This is a genomic window from Kibdelosporangium banguiense (assembly GCF_017876405.1).
In the GTDB taxonomy this organism is placed as follows: Bacteria; Actinomycetota; Actinomycetes; order Mycobacteriales; family Pseudonocardiaceae; genus Kibdelosporangium; species Kibdelosporangium banguiense.
Map to the genome: position 1 here is coordinate 9719470 of NZ_JAGINW010000001.1, position 16694 is coordinate 9736163.

14 protein-coding genes are annotated in these 16694 nt (G+C 69.1%); 6 read left to right on the forward strand and 8 right to left on the reverse strand.

All coding sequences use genetic code 11. The features are described from left to right. Positions 1 to 268 precede the first annotated feature (268 nt). Positions 269 to 2161: an AfsR/SARP family transcriptional regulator gene (locus tag JOF56_RS44020; RefSeq protein ID WP_209645496.1), complete on the forward strand. Its 1893-nt coding sequence runs from the start codon at positions 269 to 271 to the stop codon at positions 2159 to 2161. Here JOF56_RS44020 and JOF56_RS44025 read toward each other — a convergent pair. Genes JOF56_RS44025 through JOF56_RS44040 form a run of 4 tightly spaced genes read right to left on the reverse strand, consistent with a single transcriptional unit; the run spans position 2158 to position 6206 of the window. After that, positions 2158 to 3411: a glutamate synthase-related protein gene (locus tag JOF56_RS44025; protein ID WP_209645497.1), complete on the reverse strand. Its 1254-nt coding sequence runs from the start codon at positions 3409 to 3411 to the stop codon at positions 2158 to 2160. The genes JOF56_RS44020 and JOF56_RS44025 overlap by 4 nt on opposite strands. Then, entirely contained in the window at positions 3408 to 4415 is a 1008-nt protein-coding gene (locus tag JOF56_RS44030) for an asparagine synthetase A (protein ID WP_209648844.1), read from the reverse strand. Before JOF56_RS44030 ends, JOF56_RS44025 begins: the two co-directional genes overlap by 4 nt. Beyond that, positions 4393 to 5724 carry a methylaspartate mutase gene (locus tag JOF56_RS44035; RefSeq protein ID WP_209645498.1) on the reverse strand — a complete coding sequence of 444 codons (1332 nt, stop codon included), beginning with the start codon at positions 5722 to 5724 and terminating at the stop codon, positions 4393 to 4395. Before JOF56_RS44035 ends, JOF56_RS44030 begins: the two co-directional genes overlap by 23 nt. Beyond that, on the reverse strand, positions 5721 to 6206 hold the full coding sequence (locus tag JOF56_RS44040; protein ID WP_307855528.1) for a cobalamin B12-binding domain-containing protein: 486 nt from the start codon (positions 6204 to 6206) through the stop codon (positions 5721 to 5723). The genes JOF56_RS44035 and JOF56_RS44040 overlap by 4 nt, the downstream gene beginning before the upstream one ends. A 98-nt stretch (positions 6207 to 6304) precedes the next feature. On the opposite strand from JOF56_RS44040, the gene JOF56_RS44045 reads away from it, so the two are divergent. Further along, a complete protein-coding gene (locus JOF56_RS44045) occupies positions 6305 to 6892 on the forward strand; it encodes an LOG family protein (protein WP_209645499.1) in 588 nt (195 codons plus the stop codon). A gap of 11 nt (positions 6893 to 6903) precedes the next feature. On the opposite strand, the gene JOF56_RS44050 is transcribed toward JOF56_RS44045, so the two are convergent. The 4 genes from JOF56_RS44050 to JOF56_RS59745 are packed head-to-tail and all read right to left on the reverse strand — an operon-like array spanning position 6904 to position 9154. Next, the gene (locus tag JOF56_RS44050; RefSeq protein WP_209645500.1) at positions 6904 to 7476 is read right to left on the reverse strand and encodes an LOG family protein; all 573 of its coding nucleotides are present in this window, start codon (positions 7474 to 7476) and stop codon (positions 6904 to 6906) included. Between the two features lie 13 nt (positions 7477 to 7489). Further along, positions 7490 to 7741 carry a phosphopantetheine-binding protein gene (locus tag JOF56_RS44055; protein ID WP_209645501.1) on the reverse strand — a complete coding sequence of 84 codons (252 nt, stop codon included), beginning with the start codon at positions 7739 to 7741 and terminating at the stop codon, positions 7490 to 7492. A gap of 4 nt (positions 7742 to 7745) precedes the next feature. Continuing rightward, entirely contained in the window at positions 7746 to 9035 is a 1290-nt protein-coding gene (locus JOF56_RS44060) for a Zn-dependent hydrolase (RefSeq protein ID WP_209645502.1), read from the reverse strand. Beyond that, complete coding sequence (locus tag JOF56_RS59745; protein WP_281065582.1) at positions 9032 to 9154, reverse strand: hypothetical protein; 123 nt, start codon at positions 9152 to 9154, stop codon at positions 9032 to 9034. Before JOF56_RS59745 ends, JOF56_RS44060 begins: the two co-directional genes overlap by 4 nt. Positions 9155 to 9296: 142 nt before the next feature. On the opposite strand from JOF56_RS59745, the gene JOF56_RS44065 reads away from it, so the two are divergent. The 4 genes from JOF56_RS44065 to JOF56_RS44080 are packed head-to-tail and all read left to right on the forward strand — an operon-like array spanning position 9297 to position 16694. Further along, positions 9297 to 10571, forward strand: coding sequence for an MFS transporter (locus JOF56_RS44065; RefSeq protein ID WP_209645503.1), 1275 nt, complete (start codon positions 9297 to 9299; stop codon positions 10569 to 10571). Continuing rightward, positions 10568 to 11530, forward strand: coding sequence for a GHMP family kinase ATP-binding protein (locus JOF56_RS44070; protein WP_209645504.1), 963 nt, complete (start codon positions 10568 to 10570; stop codon positions 11528 to 11530). The genes JOF56_RS44065 and JOF56_RS44070 overlap by 4 nt, the downstream gene beginning before the upstream one ends. Positions 11531 to 11563: 33 nt before the next feature. After that, the gene (locus JOF56_RS44075; RefSeq protein ID WP_209645505.1) at positions 11564 to 16450 is read left to right on the forward strand and encodes a non-ribosomal peptide synthetase; all 4887 of its coding nucleotides are present in this window, start codon (positions 11564 to 11566) and stop codon (positions 16448 to 16450) included. Between the two features lie 25 nt (positions 16451 to 16475). Then, a complete protein-coding gene (locus JOF56_RS44080; RefSeq protein WP_209645506.1) occupies positions 16476 to 16694 on the forward strand; it encodes an MbtH family protein in 219 nt (72 codons plus the stop codon).

The window sequence follows — 16694 nt, forward strand, 5'->3', positions numbered from 1 at the left end:
GATAACAGTGGTACGATTGGCTTTCATTCCAACCTTCCGGTACTCGGCAGTCGGCTGCGTCATCGGCTTGTGTCGTCACTGTCCCTCCTTTCCCGTCATGTCGGCAACATCGGCAGTGGCGGCGTGATGCCGTCTCGATGAACCTCATGCGGGAGATTGGGATCGCCGCTCGACGTCAGAGTTCGGCTCGGGCGGTAGCCACGGTCCACGCGATGCCGTCCACGCGGCCCGGGCCAGGCTCCACCGTGATCTGTCGGGGCGTGACACGATGTTGTACCGGCTTCTCGGCCCTCTTGAAGTAAGACACGACGGGGAACCTCTGTCGTTCTCACCCCGCCAGCGGATCGTGCTGGCGATGCTGCTGGTCGAACCCAACCGGGTGGTCGCCGTCGAGCGCCTGGTGGATGCGGTCTGGGACACCACACCACCGTCCACGGCCAAGGAGCAGATCCGGATCTGCGTCTCGTCGATCCGCCGGAAACTTGTCGCCGGGGGCGTGCCCAACCCGATCGTCACCCGCCCGCCCGGCTACTTCATCAAGTGCACGAAGCAGGACCTGGACCTCCTGGCGTTCGAAAGTTTCGTAGCCGACGGCCGGGCGGATGCGGTCCGGCACCGGTACGCCGAGGCAGCCGAGGCGTTCAGCCGAGCACTCGCGCTCTGGCGGGGAAACCCTCTGGCCGGGGTGAACAGCCGGCTCATCGAGTCCATCGGCGTCGGCTTCGACGAGCGGCGCCTGGCCGTCACCGAGGAGTACGTCGCCGCGCAACTACGGCTCGACGACGGCCAGGATCCGGCCCGGCAGCACGAACTGATCAGCGAACTCGGCGAACTGGTCGCCACCAACCCGTTCCGCGAACAGCTGCGCGCCCAGCTCATGATCGCACTGCACCGGGCGGGCCGCCGGGCCGAAGCGCTGGAGACCTACCGATCCGGCCGGCAGCTTTTCGTGGAGAAGCTGGGTCTCGAGCCCGGTCGCGAACTGGTCCGCATCGAACAGGCGATCCTGCGCGGAGACAACGAAACCGTCCTGGGTCCCGACCCGAACCTCGCGCCCGCACCGGCGACGACCGGCGTCCCCCGTCTGCTGCCCGCGGACGCCGGTGACTTCGTCGGCCGCACGGACCTGGTGAGGCGGACGCGCGACGCACTCTCCGGCCAGCACACCGGTTCCCGGGCGATCCGCCTGGTAGCCGTGCACGGCAGACCATGGCTGGGAAAGACCAGCCTGGTGGTTCACACGGCACACCTGATGGCCGACGAGTTCCCGGACGGCCAGCTGTTCGTACAGCTCGGTGGCAGTAAGCAGGCATTAGGCCCCGGCGAAGTACTCCGGCGCTTTCTCGGCGCGCTCGGCGTACCGGTCCCGGTCATTCCCGACAGCTTGGAAGAACGCGCGGAAATGTACCGCAACCTCATCGGCGACCGTCGAATGCTGGTGGTGCTGGACGACGCGGCGAACGAGAAACAGGTGCTTCCTCTGCTACCGGGGAACATCGGCTGTGCGGTCGTGGTCACCAGCCGGGTCAAACTCACCAATCTGCCCGGAGCGACGTTCATCAGTGTGGGTCCGATGCGCCGCCCGGACTCCATCGCACTGCTCACCCACGTGCTCGGACCGGACACGGCACTGCCCCAGTCCGCCGACCTCAGCCGGCTGGCCGAACTGTGCGTGGACGAACCACTCGCACTCCGCCTGGCCGCCGCCCGCCTGGCCGCCCGGCCACATTGGCCGGTCGGCAGACTGGTGGAACGAATGCGCAACGACCACCGCCGCCTGGACGAGCTGTCACACGGCGGCCTGGACCTGGTCACCGTGATCCGGCAAACCTATGACCGGCTGGACGAGGGGGCCCAGCTGCTGCTGCGCCGGGCCAGCCTGCTCGGCCCGGCAGGCTTCGCCGGCTGGGTGTGCGCACCGATGCTCGACACAACCGAAGACGATGCCGACGACGCACTGGCCGAACTCGTGAACGCCGGTCTGCTCGACGTGGCGCGCGAACCGAACGGCCAGGTCCGGTTCCACCTGCGAGGCCTGCTCCGGATATTCGTACGAACCCAGCTCGCCGGCGAGGACCTCCGCGCGGAGCGAGTAGCCGTACTGCGCCGGATATTCGACATCGAGTCCCTGCGACCGTCCACTGTGGCCCACACGAACTAGCCCGAACCCGAAAACCAGACATCCTCGATGTCGAGCGCGTCCACAGTGTACTTGCCCAGTGCACTGATGATCATGCGTAGCTCCAGGGCGATGCAGTCGGCCAGCCGCACCAGTCCGTTGTCCGCATCCTCGTCGACCGCAAGCAGAGCGGCACGTCCAAGGCCGACCCCGGTGGCCCCCATCGCAAGGCACTTGGCCGCCCGGGCGCCCTCCCACATCCGCCCGGACGCGAGCAGACACGACGACTGCCGGCCGATCCGCACCAGGCACTCCCCCAATGGCAACCCGACGTGGTCAAGGAAACCCAGTGGCGCCCAGCCAGTACCCGCCTCGGCTCCGTCGACGCTGACAGCGTCCGCACCGGCCTCCCACGCCACTGTGCAGGCGTCCCGCACGTCACGCGCCGGAGGCAGCTTCACCCATCGGCGGGCGCGCGGAAAGTTGTTACCCATCAGCCGGATCTGCTGCCGCAGGATCTCCGAGGTGAATGTCCCGGGACACCCGCACCGCAACACCCGAACGCCATCCGGACCGAACACCGGGTCCAATGTGTACTGATCGGCGACGCGTGCCGCCGTGGCCCGGTCCAGCACGGTCATCCCACCCAGCCCGGGCTTGGCACCCTGCCCGACCTTCAGCTCGAAGGCCAGCCTGCCGGAGTCGAGCAGCGACCCGACAGCGGGATCGCTGTAGACCAGATTCCAGACTTCGGCGTCGGCGTCCTCGGTGCTCTGCTGAACCACCACTCCCCCGCCGTCACCGAGTTCCGCCGCATAGGCCCGGATCCGGCCGAGCAACGCCGCCGCCGGCTCCGCGGCCTGCCGGTACCCGTTCACCGGCACGATGTTCTCCCCGATGCACATCGGGATACCCAGCCGGCCGGCCTGCCGGCTCGCCGCGAGCCCGAGGTCGCCGGTGGCCACCCTGGTCGACCCGAAGGCCGACAGATACACCGGCAGCGGCGAACGAAACCCGCCGACAACAGTGTCGAGCACGACATCCTGATGGGTCGGTTCACGTGCGAGATCGATCAACCGTTCCAGCCGGCGAGGCGTGAACACCGGAGGCACCAGCCGGGCCGAGTCGATCAGGTCGGTGCCGGACCGGACCGGCGCGCCGAACACCGTGGTGCCGTAACCTTCGTCGGGCGGGAACACGGCCTCACACCCGATCCTCGCCCGAGTCCGGACCGCGGCCTCCGGAAAGTTCTCCGCCCGCAGCCCTACCAGTGATCCCGTACGTGTGCTCATGGCGACACCACACCCGGGAGTTTCGGATACGCGCTGGCCTGCCACACCGCAGGCAGACCGGCGACGTACCGGGTCAGCCGCTCCAGACCGAGGCCGAAGCCCGCACTGGCCGGGATCCCCTCGCGCACCATCCGCAGATACCAGCCGTACTTGGCCGGGTTCTCCCCCGTCTCCCGCATCCGCGAGACGATCCGCGAGTACTCGAACTCACGCTCGCTGCCGCTGCACAACTCGCCGTATCCCTCGGGTGCGATGAGGTCGAAGTTCCGCAGTACGCCAGGCTCGCTGCGGCTCTCGCGGTCGTAGAACCCCCGGGAACCCTTGGGATAGTCGGCAATGAAGAACGGTGCGCCGGCCTTCTCGGACAGGATCCGCTCGCCGGCCCAGTCGATTTCGGCATGCGGGTCCTGCGGATGACCGAGCTCGCGCAACGCGGCGACGGCCTTCGGGTGCGACATCCGGTCGAATGGCCGGTCCACGAACTCGGTGAGCGTCGCCGTATCGCGGCCAAGCAGTTCGAGCTCGGCCGCGCGGTCGGCCACGACCCGGCGCACGATGTGCCGGAGCAGATCGGCCAGCAGGTTCTGGACGTCGCGTGCGCGAGCACCGGCGAGCTCGACGTCGATCTGGTGGAATTCGGCAAGGTGCCGGTCGGTCGACGCGGTCTCCAACGGCTCCAGCCGCACGTTCGGCGCGATATAGAAGATCCTGTCGAAGGCGAGCAACGACGCCTGCTTGTACAGGATCGCGCTCGTCATGAGCTTGTACCTGTGGCCGTAGAAGTCGATGTCGACCTGCTTCGAGCCGCGCGTGCCAGGATCGGTGACCGGGCCGATGATCGGCGCGAGCAGCTCGACAAAGCCCCTGTCGGCCAGGAACTCCCGGGCGGCGGAGAGTATCCGGTTCTGGATCCGCAGTACGCCGCGGGTCACCGGGGATGCCAGGTGCTCGCGCGGTGAGGTGGGCGGGCGGAGGTCGAGCTCAGTGCGGTACGCGTTGACCATGGCGTCCATTCCCAGTGTGTCGGATTCCGGCTGATGCGGCTGCGTGGTCGAGACGGCGCCGGTGATGGGTGAGGTCGGCGAGCAGTTGCGACGCGCCGACCCGTTCGGTGCGCCGCCGCCCGCCCAGTGCGGTGGGCAACGGCAACAGGCCGGTGTCCCACCACACGAGACGGCCGTCCTTGTCGATGACACACCGGGCTTCGTTGCGGTTGTCGGGATGCAGGCAGTACGGCACGTCCAGCAGCCCCAGCTCGAACGCGAGCGGTAGCGCCTCGGTAAGCGTCGGCGCAAGGTTGCGCACCTCGTCCACCAACGTGCGTGCCTGCAGATACACCTCGGTGTCACCGTCCGGCGGCGGTAGGGGGCCTGGTGCTGCCAGCGCGCACTCGTGTGCCAGCCGGAGTGCCTCGATGTTCTCGGTGATCGTCGGGATCCGGTGGGCCTCGGCCGTGGTCTTGACGATCAGGCGTTCGGTGCCAGTGCGCACCGCGAGCCGCACGCTGTCGGCGAGCAGGGCCCGGCCTCCGGCCTGGGTCGTGGGATACAGCCCCATGTAGGTGTAGAGGACCAGGTGATAATCCTCCACTGTGGACAGCTCCTCGGCGCACAGCCGGCGGAGCGCCCACAGCGCCTCGGCGTCCTGGTCGGGGTTGGTCTGCTGGGCATAGCTCGCCGACACACTGCCCAGCCCGCGCTCGGCGAAGAACAGGCACTCCAGCACGGACAACGCGACCAGCAGGCCCGGCGGGCACAGCTGGCCGAGCATGCAGCCACCGAAACTTTCGAGATGGCACAGCACGCCCCGGTCCCGCGCGGCGGCGAACATCCGCACGGCGCGCGACCACGCCGCGGTGGCCACGCGCAGTGGGATTCGGCTGTACGGCAGGCAGTACGACACGGGCCCGCCCTCGGACGCGGTGAGTCCTGCCGCCAGCATCGTGGCGAAGATCTGTTCCGGTTGTGCGCAACCGTGCCGCACCTGAACCGGGAACCCGGCACACCGCACCCCGTCCAGCATCCGCGTGGTGTGCTCCAGCGGGATCGCCACCAACGGATAGCCGTTGAGCTCCGCTCCGGCTTCCAGGGCCGCGGCGGCCTGCTCGTGCTCGTTGTGCCGGGTGTAGCTGTCCAGGGTCACCGTGCCGATGGCGGGCAGGCCAGCCGACCGGACGGCCAGCAGCCCTTGCCGCATTCGCGCCGGGTCGCCGAAGCCCATCCGTGGCTGCAGGGTCAGCTTCCCGGCCCGGCGCTGATCGGTGATGAACCCGCTGAACCGGTCGGCCTGGGACGGTGGCCCGAGCGTGGTCATCTGGCACCCGCGGCACGAGACTCGACGAACTCGCGAAGCTGCTCGACGGCTCTCGCCGGCCGGTCCACATCGACCGGGAACACCGCATCGTAGCCGTGCGCGAGCAAGTCCTGGCACAGACCGGGATCGGCGTCGCCGCGTGTGCCGAACCTGCCGCCGATGACGACGATCAGTCCGGCCAGCGCGGGGTCGGCACGCAGCGCGTGGATCACCCGGGCCCCGTCCACCTGCCCGTGCCCATTGACCGTGCTGAGCACGACGTAGTCCGGGCGCTCGGCCCGGCAGGTGCTCAACAGCAGGTGCACCGGAACACACGAACCCAGGTTGACGACCTCGTGTCCCATTTCTTCGATGAGCAACTGCAGAACGACCAGGTTCCAGGTATGAGAGTCGGTCGGCATGCTGGACACCAGAAATCTCAGCCGGCCACCGCGGGCCGGGGCTGCGGCGCACTTCCTGTTGTCCAGCTTGAGTTTCCCCACGTGTCCAGTGTCGGCACACGGGTATCGAAACAATATCCGTTCGTTTCGAATATCGGCTCGATAATGCGTCGATAAGCGCGCCGCGTTTCATCCGGCCCATGCGACTGGACAGGCGTCGGTTCCGAGTCGGTTTGCTGTGCGGAGCGACGGCCGGTGCGCGCATGGCCTATCTGGAATTCACCAGGGACCTGTGCGTGGGGCTCGTCCAGGCGGACGTCGTGCTTGTGCACAGCGGCATTCCGGTCGGAATGACCGCAGCCGCGGTGCAGGCGGCTGTCGCGGCCGGCGGTCAGGTCATTTGCGTTGTGCCGCATATGGCGCTGCGTTCCGGCACAGAAGGCGCCCGCGGGTGCGAAGTGCACGTCACGCGTTCCACGGACGGCTGCCGCCAGCTGGTACGCCGGCTCGCGGATGGTTTCATCGTGCTGCCCGGCGGCCTGAGCACCTTCGACCAGCTGGGTGACCTTGCCACATCGGGGAATCCCGCCGGCGTGGCCAAACCGGTCGTCCTGGCCAATCAGGGCGGTTTCTTCGACCCGTTGGTGGCCCAGCTCGACCGGGCGCTGGCCGAGGACTTCGTCACCGTGGCCGAGCGGAGCACGATCAAGGTGGTGGACACTGTGGACGGTGTGCTGTCACGCCTCGGCGCGATCACTGGTGAAACGGCGGTATATCAGCCTCGGTGACGGACCGGCTGTCAGGAACCTACCGGGACACCCGCCTGCCCGACGACGGCCATGGTGGCGGCCACTGTGTCAACTATGGACAGTAGTTGCCGGTCGTCCGGCGAGATGAATCCCTCGCAGGTGGCTTGTTCGACCATGCCGAGCAGGGGGTCGAAATAGCCTGCCAGGTTCAGCACGACGATCGATTTGCGGTGCAGGCCTATCTTGCGCCAGGTCAGGATTTCGAACAACTCGTCGAGCGTGCCGAAACCACCGGGCAGCGCGATGAACGAGTCGGCCAGGCCGTACATCATCGACTTGCGCTCGTGCATGGTCTCCACGAGGTGGCACTCGTCGATGTCCGTCTTGACCGGATCGTGCTGGGTCAGATGGCGCGGGATCACCCCGATGACATGCCCGCCGGAGCGGAGCACCGCGCCGGCCACCTCTCCCATGAGTCCATCGGCGCTTCCGCCGTACACCAGATCGACACCGCTGCTGCCGAGCGCGGTGCCCAGCTCCCGCGCACTGTCGAGAAAGTCAGGGCGGTGGCCTGGTTTCGCGCCACAGAACACCCCGACCCGACGGGCAGGCTCAGCTGACATCACTCGCACTCCTTTACGCCGGCTGCTCGGCGAGACGGGTGATCGCCACCACGAACTCACCGAACACGGGGTGGTCGAACAACACCCGCAGGGGCAGCCGGACCGCGATGTGGGGCTGCAGGCGGGACATCACCCGCGCGCCGGCCACCGAATGGCCGCCCAGCTCGAAGAAATTGTCCACATAGGACGGTCCGGGGCAGCGCAGTACGTCCCGCCACGCCTGTCCGGCCAGTTCCGTCAGGGCCTCGCCGTCGCCCGGGTTCATGACATCACCATCTTTCCGTCACCAGCCGCAGGGCCGCGTGCAGGAGGGTGTCGGCCCCGGCGACCAGCAGATCGTCGTCGGTGTGCTCCTGCGGCGCGTGGCTGATGCCGCCCCGGCTCGGCACGAACACCATCCCGATGGGTGCCGACCGCGCGACAATCTGCGCGTCGTGTCCCGCGCCGCTGAACATCTCCAGGTGTGTGAGCCCGAGATCGTCCGCCGCGGTGGCGACCGCCTCGCGCAGCCGGTGATCGGTCTGGGTCGGCCGGGTCACCGGACGCAGGTCCATGTCGATCCTGGTGCCGGTCGCCGAGCCGAGCGCCGACAACTCGGCGACGAGCGCACGTTCGGCTGCACGCAGGCGTTCCGCCCGCCCGTCCCTGATCTCGGCGGTGAGCCGGACCATGCCGGGGATGACGTTGGTGACGTTGGGCTCGCCGTCGAGGCAGCCGACGGTGCTGACCGCACACAGTCCGCGGGTGGTGGCCAGCCGCTGTACCGCGAGCACCACTTGCGCCGCGGCCACCAACGCGTCTCTGCGCAGCGACATCGGCGTGGTGCCGGCATGTCCCTGCACTCCCTGCACGGTGATGTCGATGATGGTGCGCCCGGTGATCGCCTCGACGACCCCGATCGGGATGTTCCGGTCCTCCAGCACCGGTCCCTGCTCGATGTGCAGTTCGAGGTAACCGGCGATCGACCCGTCCGGCCAAGCGGCCGCCTCGATCATGTCGAGGTCACCACCGGCCGCACGCAGTGCTGTGGACAGCGCCGTGCCGTCGCGGTCGGTCATCGTGGTCGCGCAGGCGATGTCCAGCTGACCGGTCAGGCCCAGCGAACCGAAGAACGGGTAGGGGAAGCGGGCGCCTTCCTCGTTGCTGAACGCCACCGCGACCGGCTCGTACGCCGATTCCATCCCTTGCCGCGCCAGAACGCGCACCACCTCGCACGCGGCGACGACACCGTATGTACCGTCCAGCCGGCCGCCATGCACCACAGTGTCCACATGGGACCCAAGCAGCAGCACGGGCTTGGCCGGATCCGCCTCACGCCTGCGCACGATCAGGTTGCCGGCCGGGTCAGTCCGGGCGGCCAGGCCCTCGCGGCGATACCGCTCGGCCAGGTACGCCCGGGCCTGTGCCTCCTCGGGGCCCAGACCGGTTCTGGTGATGCCCGCTCCCGTCCGGGCGCCGATCCGGGAGATCTCCGCCAGGACGCTGAGCAGCTGGGCACTGTCGACGTGCGGAGCGTCGTCGGTCGGCCGCGCCAGACTCCGGTTCGTGGGCGCGCTCATGACAGACCTGCCTCGGCGTGTGTCTTCTCCCGGATGCCGATGAATGCGCTGGCGTCGGGCATGCCGATCTCCTGCCTGACAAATGTCTCGTAAAACGCTGGGTCGGTCCGCGCGGACATACGCTCAGGAAAACTTGTCAGGTTATCTGTTTCGTATTCGTTCGCGATCGTCTGGATAATTCTCGAACACAGTGTTGACGGCATCGTGCCGAATGTGCTGATGTTTCGAGGTCGGCATTAGCTCGACGGAAAAGAGGATTTCATGGGAACGGCGTGGAATCTCATCGTGCGTAACCGGAACTATCGGCTGCTGCTGAGCGCCAGCCTGATCTCGCTGAGCGGTGACTGGATCTTCAGCATCGGCATGATGTTCTCCGTCTACGCGCTGACCGGATCGGCGCTGGCCTCCGGTGCGATCGTGTTCACCGCCCTGCTGCCCCATTTCCTGCTCGGCTCGGTGGCCGGTGTGTTCGCCGACCGGTGGGACCGCAGGACCACCATGGTGGTCGCGAACGCGTCGCTCGCCGTCTCGCTGCTGCCCATGCTGTTCGTGCAAGGCACCGGGCAGCTCTGGATCGTCTATCTGACCGTCGCGGCGCAGAACTCGATCACCCAGCTCTTCACTTCCGCCGAGGCGGCGTTCGTGCCCACCATCGTCCCATCGGACCAGCTGGTCGTGGCCAACGCGCTCAACGGGCAGAACAACCAGGTCTCCCGGCTGGTCGGGTCCGCGCTGGGTGGGCTGCTCGCGCTCGCCGGCGGGATCATCACCGTCACGCTCGTGAACATCGCGAGCTACGCCGTCGCGACCGCGCTGATCGCATGGATCCCGGCCGGCACCGGGGCCAGGCAGGACGGCGGTACCGAACCGGGTACGTCCGGTGGGATGCGGCGGACCTGGCGCGAATGGGTCGACGGGGTCCGGCTGTGCGGCCGCGACGCCGACCTGTCCGCCCTGCTCACCTACCGAGTGATGTCGCGCTTCGGCGAGGGCGTGCTCAGCGCGCTGTTCGCGCCGTTCGTCATCGGTGTCATCGGGGCGAGTGGCGCTGAGTTCGGTGCCGTCAACGGGATCCAGGCCGTCGGCGGGCTCGTGGGCGGGGTCGCCATCGCGGCGTTCGCCGCCCGGATGAAGCCGGCCGAGCTACTCGGGTACGGCGCCATGGTGTTCGGCGTGTTCGCCCTGCTGTTCGCGCTCTATCCGCTCGCGCTGCCCGGGATGTGGCCGGCCTTCGCGCTGCTCGCGATCGTCGGGCTTCCCCTGGCCGCGCTGAACGCCGGTTTCTTCACCCTGCTGCAGCTGCGGGCGCCAGAGGACTACCGCGGCCGCGTGTTCGGCGCGATCTCCGCGGCGGCCGCGGCGGCGACGCTCTTGGGCACTGTGGTCGCCAGCACGCTGGCCACCACGGTCGGCGTACTCCCACTCGTCGCCGTCCAGGGCGTCATCCACATCGTCGCCGGCCCGCTGGTGCTCGCCCGGCTGCGGCGGGCCGCCGCCGCAGCCGCGCCAGTCGCCACCACGGCAGGCCGGCCGTGACATTTCCGGCGTCGACCTCGCGGTCGGCTCAGGCTGCGAGCGAGGCGGAACAATCCGGCGTACGCCACGGCGTGGGCATCTCGTTCGGCACCTTCGGCGAGCTGCTGCAGGGCGCGCTTCCCGGGCTGGACCAGGACTTCCTGGTGACCCTGCCGATCCTGCGCCGGTCGACGGCCCGGCTCACCCTGCTGCCGGGCACCGGCGAGTTGCGGGTACAACCGGAACACAAGCACAAGTCGCTGCGGATCGCCCGGTCGGTCCTGGCCTGCCACGGGATGGCCCCGAGCGGACGGCTGGTGGTCACCAGCCAGCTCCCCGAGGGCAAAGGAATGGCCAGCTCGTCCGCTGACCTGATCGCGACGATCCGGGCCACCGGCCGGGCCATCGGGCGCCGGGTCACGCCGCGCACCGCCGAGGCGTTCCTGCGCCCGATCGAGCCGACCGACGGACTCATGTACCGCGACGTAGTGGCCTTCTACCACCGCAGGGTGGAGCTGTACCGCTGCCTCACCGCGCCGCCCGCGCTGACCATCGTGGGGGTGGACGAGGGCGGCCAGGTGGACACGGTGAGCTTCAACGCGACCCGTCCGCCGATCACCGCGGGCGAGCAGCGGGAGTACTCCCGGTTGCTCGACCTGCTGGCGGTGGCGCTGGCCGGGGGCGATCTGGCCACGGTCGGCCAGGTGGCGACCAGGAGCGCGCAGATGAACCAGGCCCGTTGTCCCAAGCGATATCTCGACCGGCTGCGCCACGTGTGCCGGCAGGTCGGCGGGCTCGGTGTCGTCGTCGCGCACAGCGGCACCGTGCTCGGAATTCTGATATCGAACGACGACCCCGGCTACGCGGGAAAGATCGCCGACGCGAAAACCGCGTGCCACGAGCTGGCCGGCAACGTGTCGATCGACTACACAGCCGATCCGATTTCGGTGCTCCGGCGTACCCGGATATCTGTTGGATAGGCCGCCAATACCGGAAAGCAGAGCATGGAAAACATGGCTGACGTGTCGCAGAGAATCGCGCCGCTTTCCTACCAGCAGGAGCGGATGTATCTGTTCGAAGGGTTCGACTCCAGCGCCTCCGCCAACAACCTCGCCTTCGTGCACTGGATCGACGGCGAACTCGACCGGCCGGCGCTGAATGCCGCCGTCGCCGAACTGCACCGGCGCCACGAGATCCTGCGCACCCGGTACCCGGACGGCGCGAGCCAATGGGTGTCCACACCGGATGATTACCGGCTCCCGTTCGGCGACCTCAGCGCCGGCGCGGATCCGGACAGCGAGGTCCGCCGTCTCCTCGACAAGTCGGTCAACCACCCGTTCGACCTCGCCGCTGAGGCGCCGGTGCGGTGGACGCTGTACGCGTTGGGCCCAGGCCGGCACGCGTTGACCCTCGTCCTGCACCACATCGCGTTCGACGCGTGGTCCAAGGCGATCATCGACACCGAGCTTTCCGCGCTGTACCAGGCTTTCCACAGTGGAGCAGAGCCGCCGCCGGCTCAGGCGGCGACGCGGTACGCCGACTACGCCATCGCCCAGCGCGGACGCACCGAGCAGGACCTGCGCGCGGACCTCGACCAGTGGGTCCAGGCCATGGCCGGCGCTCCGTCGACGCTGCGGCTGCCCTTCGACCGGCCCGCGCGAGCCGACACCGGGTTCACCGGGCATCCCCACCACGCCCCGATACCCGCGCCGCTCATGCACGAGGTGGAGCGGCTGGGCGGCAGGGCACGGGCATCCGCGTTCATGGTGCTGCTCGCCGCGTTCGCAGGGCTGCTGGCCAAGCGCGGCGGCCAGCGGGACATGGTGATCGGGGTGCCCACCGCCGGCCGGAGCGAGCTGGACCTGGAACCCCTCATCGGATGCTTCGTGGACACCGTCCCGTTCCGGATCCGCCTGGCCGGCCTGGACACCTTCGCCGACCTGCTGTCGCACGTCCGGGACGTCACGCTCGACACCCACGACCGTCCCCAGGTGCCGCTGGCGCGGCTGGTCGCGGCCCTGCGGCCGGACCGGGAGCCGGGCCGGGAACCGTTGGTACAGGTGGTTTTCCAGGTGAACAACGCGCCTGCCGAGGCACTGCGGCTGACCGGGCTCACGGTCACCGGGCAAGCCCGGACGCCGACCTCGACCGACGTCGACCTGACCCTCACGGTCGGCGACGGCCACGACGGTCCGTCCGGGCAGTGGCAGTACAAGACCGAACTGTTCGACGCCGGCACGATCGAGGATCTGCGGCAGGACTTCCAGCGCATCCTCGAGCAGGTCGTCGAGGACCCCACTGTCCCGCTCGCCGACCTGCTCGGCGCAGTGGACACAGTAGATCTCCCACCCAGCGTCGGGGAGCAAGCCGTCGACCGGACGGCGCCGCGCACCCCGACCGAGCGACTGGCCGCCCAGATCTGGGCGGAGATCCTCGAAGTGGCCGACGCAGCCGACATTGCCGCCGAGGACAGTTTCTTCGACCTCGGCGGCCACTCGCTCACCGCGGGCCAGGTGGTGGCCAGGATCGGTGAACTGGTGCCCACCCTGTCCACCCGCGGCATGCTGCGCGACGTGCTCCGGTACCCGGTTCTCGCCGAGTTCGCCGCAGTGCTGGCCGACCGGATGAGCGAGGCCGTCATCACCGCCGGCCCGGCCACCGGTGCGCCGGCCGGCCGGATCCCGGTCATCAGCAGGCAGAACCCGCTTCCGCTTTCGCTCGGCCAGAAACGGCTGTGGTTCCTCGACCAGTTCGTCGCCGACAGCACCGAGTACTTCGTGCCCATGGCCGTGCGGGTCCGCGGCGAACTGGACATCCCGGCACTCACCGCCGCGTTGCGGGAGATCGTCGACCGGCACGAGGTACTGCGCACCAGCGTGGTCCTACGTGACGACGAGCCGGTCGGCCTGGTGCGACCGGCCGAGACTCTCACCGTCGAGCTGGTCGATCCCGATCCGGCACTCCTGGCCACCGCCGACGGGCTCACCCGGGTCGCCGCGGCGGAAGGCTTCCGGCCGTTCGACCTCGAACACGGCCTGCCGATCCGGGCCAGCCTGCTGTGTCTGGGCGAACACGACCACGTGCTGTGCCTGACCGTGCACCACATGGTGTTCGACGGCTGGTCGTCCGGAATTTTCTTCGACGAGCTGGAGATCCTCTACGGCGCGTTCGCCGCCGGACTGCCCTCGCCGCTGCCGCCCGTCCGCGTGCAGTACGCCGACGTGGCCGCCTTCCAGGAGGCCTGCCAGCACGGTCCGGAGTTCGCCGCGAAGCTGGACTTCTGGCGGGCCGAACTGGACGGCGCCACACCGTTCGAGCTCAGCCCGGACCTGCCGAGGCCGCCGCGGCGGACCGCACCCGGCGCCCTCGTGCAGTTCACCATCGACGAGACGGTTACCGGCCGGCTGGAACGGATGGCGACCCGGCACGGGGCGACCCTGTTCATGGCGTTGCTCACCGCGTGGCAGACCTTGCTGTACCGGCATTCCGGGCGTACCGACCTCACGCTCGGCACGACGGCGGCCGAGCGGCAGGTGACCGAGTCGGAGCAGCTGATCGGGCTGTTCATCAACATGCTCGTACTGCGTGGCGACCTGTCCGGAAATCCTTCCTTCGCCGAACTGCTGGCCCGCACCCGGGACCGGACCATCGACGCGTACGCCAACCAGGACGTGCCGTTCGACCGGCTGGTGGCGGAGCTGGTGGGCGAACGAGACCTGTCGCGGACCCCCCTCTTCCAGGTCATGATCAAGCTGAGCAACGTGCGCCAGCGCGAGACCGTCCTACCTGGACTGACGATCGAACCGCTGCCGGGGCCGCCGATCCCGGCGAAGTACGACATCGAGATCGACTTCACCCGGCACGAGACCGGCACGGGCGGCATGACCGCCGTGCTGCGGTACGACACCGGGTTGTACCTGCCCGCCACCATCGACCGCCTGATCCGGCACTTGACCGCCCTGCTGGGCGCGGTGACGGCCGACCCGGCGACCCCGATCGACCTGCTGGACCTAGCGGGGCCGGACGAGCGGGCGACCGTGCGCGAGCTGACCGCCCGGCGCCCGGTCGACGTCCCGGACCGGCGCCTGCACCAGCTCGTCGAGGATCAGGTGGCCAGGGCACCGGCCGCGGTCGCGGTGGTCGACGACGAGTGCGAGCTCACCTACGCCGAGCTGGACGCGTGGGCGAACAGGATCGCCGTGCTGCTGCGGGAACACGGCGTCGGGCCGGACATGCCCGTCGGCGTCATGCTCGACCGTTCGGCCGGGATGGTCGCCGCGTTGCTCGGCGTGCTCAAGGCGGGTGGCGCGTACCTGCCCATCGAGACTGACACTCCGCGCGCCAGGATCGCGCAGCTGCTGTCCGACGGGCCGGCGCCGGTGTGCCTGGTCTCGGCCGCGCACGCCAGTCTCGTCATGGCCGCGGGCGGCCACCCCCTCGCGCTGCCAGAACGGGACGGCCCAGCCGCCGCACCGGCCGTGGCCGTCTACCCGGACAACCTGGCCGCCGTGTACTACACCTCCGGCTCGACCGGCCGGCCGAAGGGCGTCGCCTGTACGCATGCCGGGTGGGTCAACCGGATGTGCTGGATGCAGCAGCACCACCCGCTGCGGCCGGGCGAGACCGTGCTGCACAAGACCACGCTCACCTTCGACGACGCGGCCGTGGAGATCTTCTGGCCGCTCATGGCCGGCGCTCGGGTGGCGATGCTCGGTCCCGGGCTGCACCGCGACCCGAGAGCCATCGCCGACGCCGCGGTCCGGCACCGCGCCGTACACGTGCAGTTCGTGCCGAGCATGCTGGACCTGTTCCTGGAGACGCTGACCGACGCGGACACCGCCGGCCTCAGCGAGCTGCGCAGCGTCCTGTCCAGCGGCGAGGCACTGCGTCCCGCGCTGGTGCGGCGGTTCGGGGACCGGTTCGGCGACCGGGTGATCCTCGACAACACCTGGGGCGCCACGGAAGTCTCCATCGACTCGACCTGCCGGGTGTGCCTGTCCGAAGATGGCGCTGCTGGTGCCGCCAAGAGCGTTTCGATCGGGGTACCGATCGACAACAACGAGGTGCTGGTGCTGGACCAGCGGCTCGAGCAACTGCCGGTCGGGGTCTCGGGTGAGCTGTTCATCGCGGGGGCCGGGCTGGCACGCGGTTACGTGGGTGACCCGCGCCGGACCGCCGAAGTGTTCCTGCCGCACCCCTATCTGGCCGGCGAGCGGATCTACCGCACCGGCGACTGGGGCCGGCTGGGCGCCGACGGCGCGCTGACGTTCCTGTCCCGGCGGGACGACCAGGTCAAGGTGCGCGGCGTGCGGGTGGAGCTGGGCGAGGTCGAGCACGCCCTACGCGTGCACCCCTCGGTGGCCGACGCCGCGGTCATCGCCTGGGAGGCGGTGCCGGGCGACAAGCGGCTCGCCGCGTACGTCGTGATCCGGGCAGGCACGACGTGCTCACCGAGGCTGCTCACCGAACACGCCAGGGAACTGCTGCCGGGCTACGCGGTACCCGGCTCGGTCCTGATCGTGGACGCGCTTCCCCGGCACGCCAACGGAAAGCTGGATCGGCGCGGCCTGCCCGCGCCGGAGATCCGCGACGAGCAGGGCGAACCGCCGGTAGCGCCGCGCACCAGCGCGGAGCGGATCGTGACCGAGATCTGGGCGAGCGTGCTCGGCGTGGAGAACCTCGGCGTCAACGACGACTTCTTCGCCGAGGGCGGGCACTCGCTGCTCGCCACCCGGGCGATCGGACGGATGCGGCAGGCGTTCACCACCGCGCTGCCGCTGACCCTGATGTTCGAATGCCCGACACCGGCCAGGGCCGCGGCGATGGTCGAGGAGATCCTGCTCGCCGAGATCGCCGAGCTCACCGACGAGCAGGCACACGAGCTGCTGAGCCAGCAGTAGCCATCACAACGAAAGCGGGGACACCATGCCGGACGACGACGGCCAGCAGCGGTTCAAGGTCGTGCTCAACGACGAGGAGCAGTACTCGATCTGGTTCGCCGACCGCGCGGACCCGCCGGGCTGGCGCGGCACCGGCATCACCGGGTCCAAAGAGGACTGCCTGGCGCACATCGAAGAGGTGTGGACGGACATGCGACCGCTGAGCCTGCGCCGCCGGATGGCCGGCGAACCGCTCGGGCACTGA

Excerpts from the sequence above, each read along its gene's own strand:
- JOF56_RS44075 (WP_209645505.1), top strand. The coding sequence starts at position 11,564 with ATGGCTGACGTGTCGCAGAGAATCGCGCCGCTTTCCTACCAGCAGGAG.
- JOF56_RS44030 (WP_209648844.1), bottom strand. The coding sequence starts at position 4,415 with ATGGTCAACGCGTACCGCACTGAGCTCGACCTCCGCCCGCCCACCTCA.
- JOF56_RS44020 (WP_209645496.1), top strand. The coding sequence starts at position 269 with ATGTTGTACCGGCTTCTCGGCCCTCTTGAAGTAAGACACGACGGGGAA.
- JOF56_RS44050 (WP_209645500.1), bottom strand. The coding sequence starts at position 7,476 with ATGTCAGCTGAGCCTGCCCGTCGGGTCGGGGTGTTCTGTGGCGCGAAA.
- JOF56_RS44055 (WP_209645501.1), bottom strand. The coding sequence starts at position 7,741 with ATGAACCCGGGCGACGGCGAGGCCCTGACGGAACTGGCCGGACAGGCG.
- JOF56_RS44045 (WP_209645499.1), top strand. The coding sequence starts at position 6,305 with ATGCGACTGGACAGGCGTCGGTTCCGAGTCGGTTTGCTGTGCGGAGCG.
- JOF56_RS44065 (WP_209645503.1), top strand. The coding sequence starts at position 9,297 with ATGGGAACGGCGTGGAATCTCATCGTGCGTAACCGGAACTATCGGCTG.
- JOF56_RS44080 (WP_209645506.1), top strand. The coding sequence starts at position 16,476 with ATGCCGGACGACGACGGCCAGCAGCGGTTCAAGGTCGTGCTCAACGAC.
- JOF56_RS44060 (WP_209645502.1), bottom strand. The coding sequence starts at position 9,035 with ATGAGCGCGCCCACGAACCGGAGTCTGGCGCGGCCGACCGACGACGCT.
- JOF56_RS44035 (WP_209645498.1), bottom strand. The coding sequence starts at position 5,724 with ATGACCACGCTCGGGCCACCGTCCCAGGCCGACCGGTTCAGCGGGTTC.
- JOF56_RS44025 (WP_209645497.1), bottom strand. The coding sequence starts at position 3,411 with ATGAGCACACGTACGGGATCACTGGTAGGGCTGCGGGCGGAGAACTTT.
- JOF56_RS59745 (WP_281065582.1), bottom strand. The coding sequence starts at position 9,154 with ATGTCCGCGCGGACCGACCCAGCGTTTTACGAGACATTTGTCAGGCAG.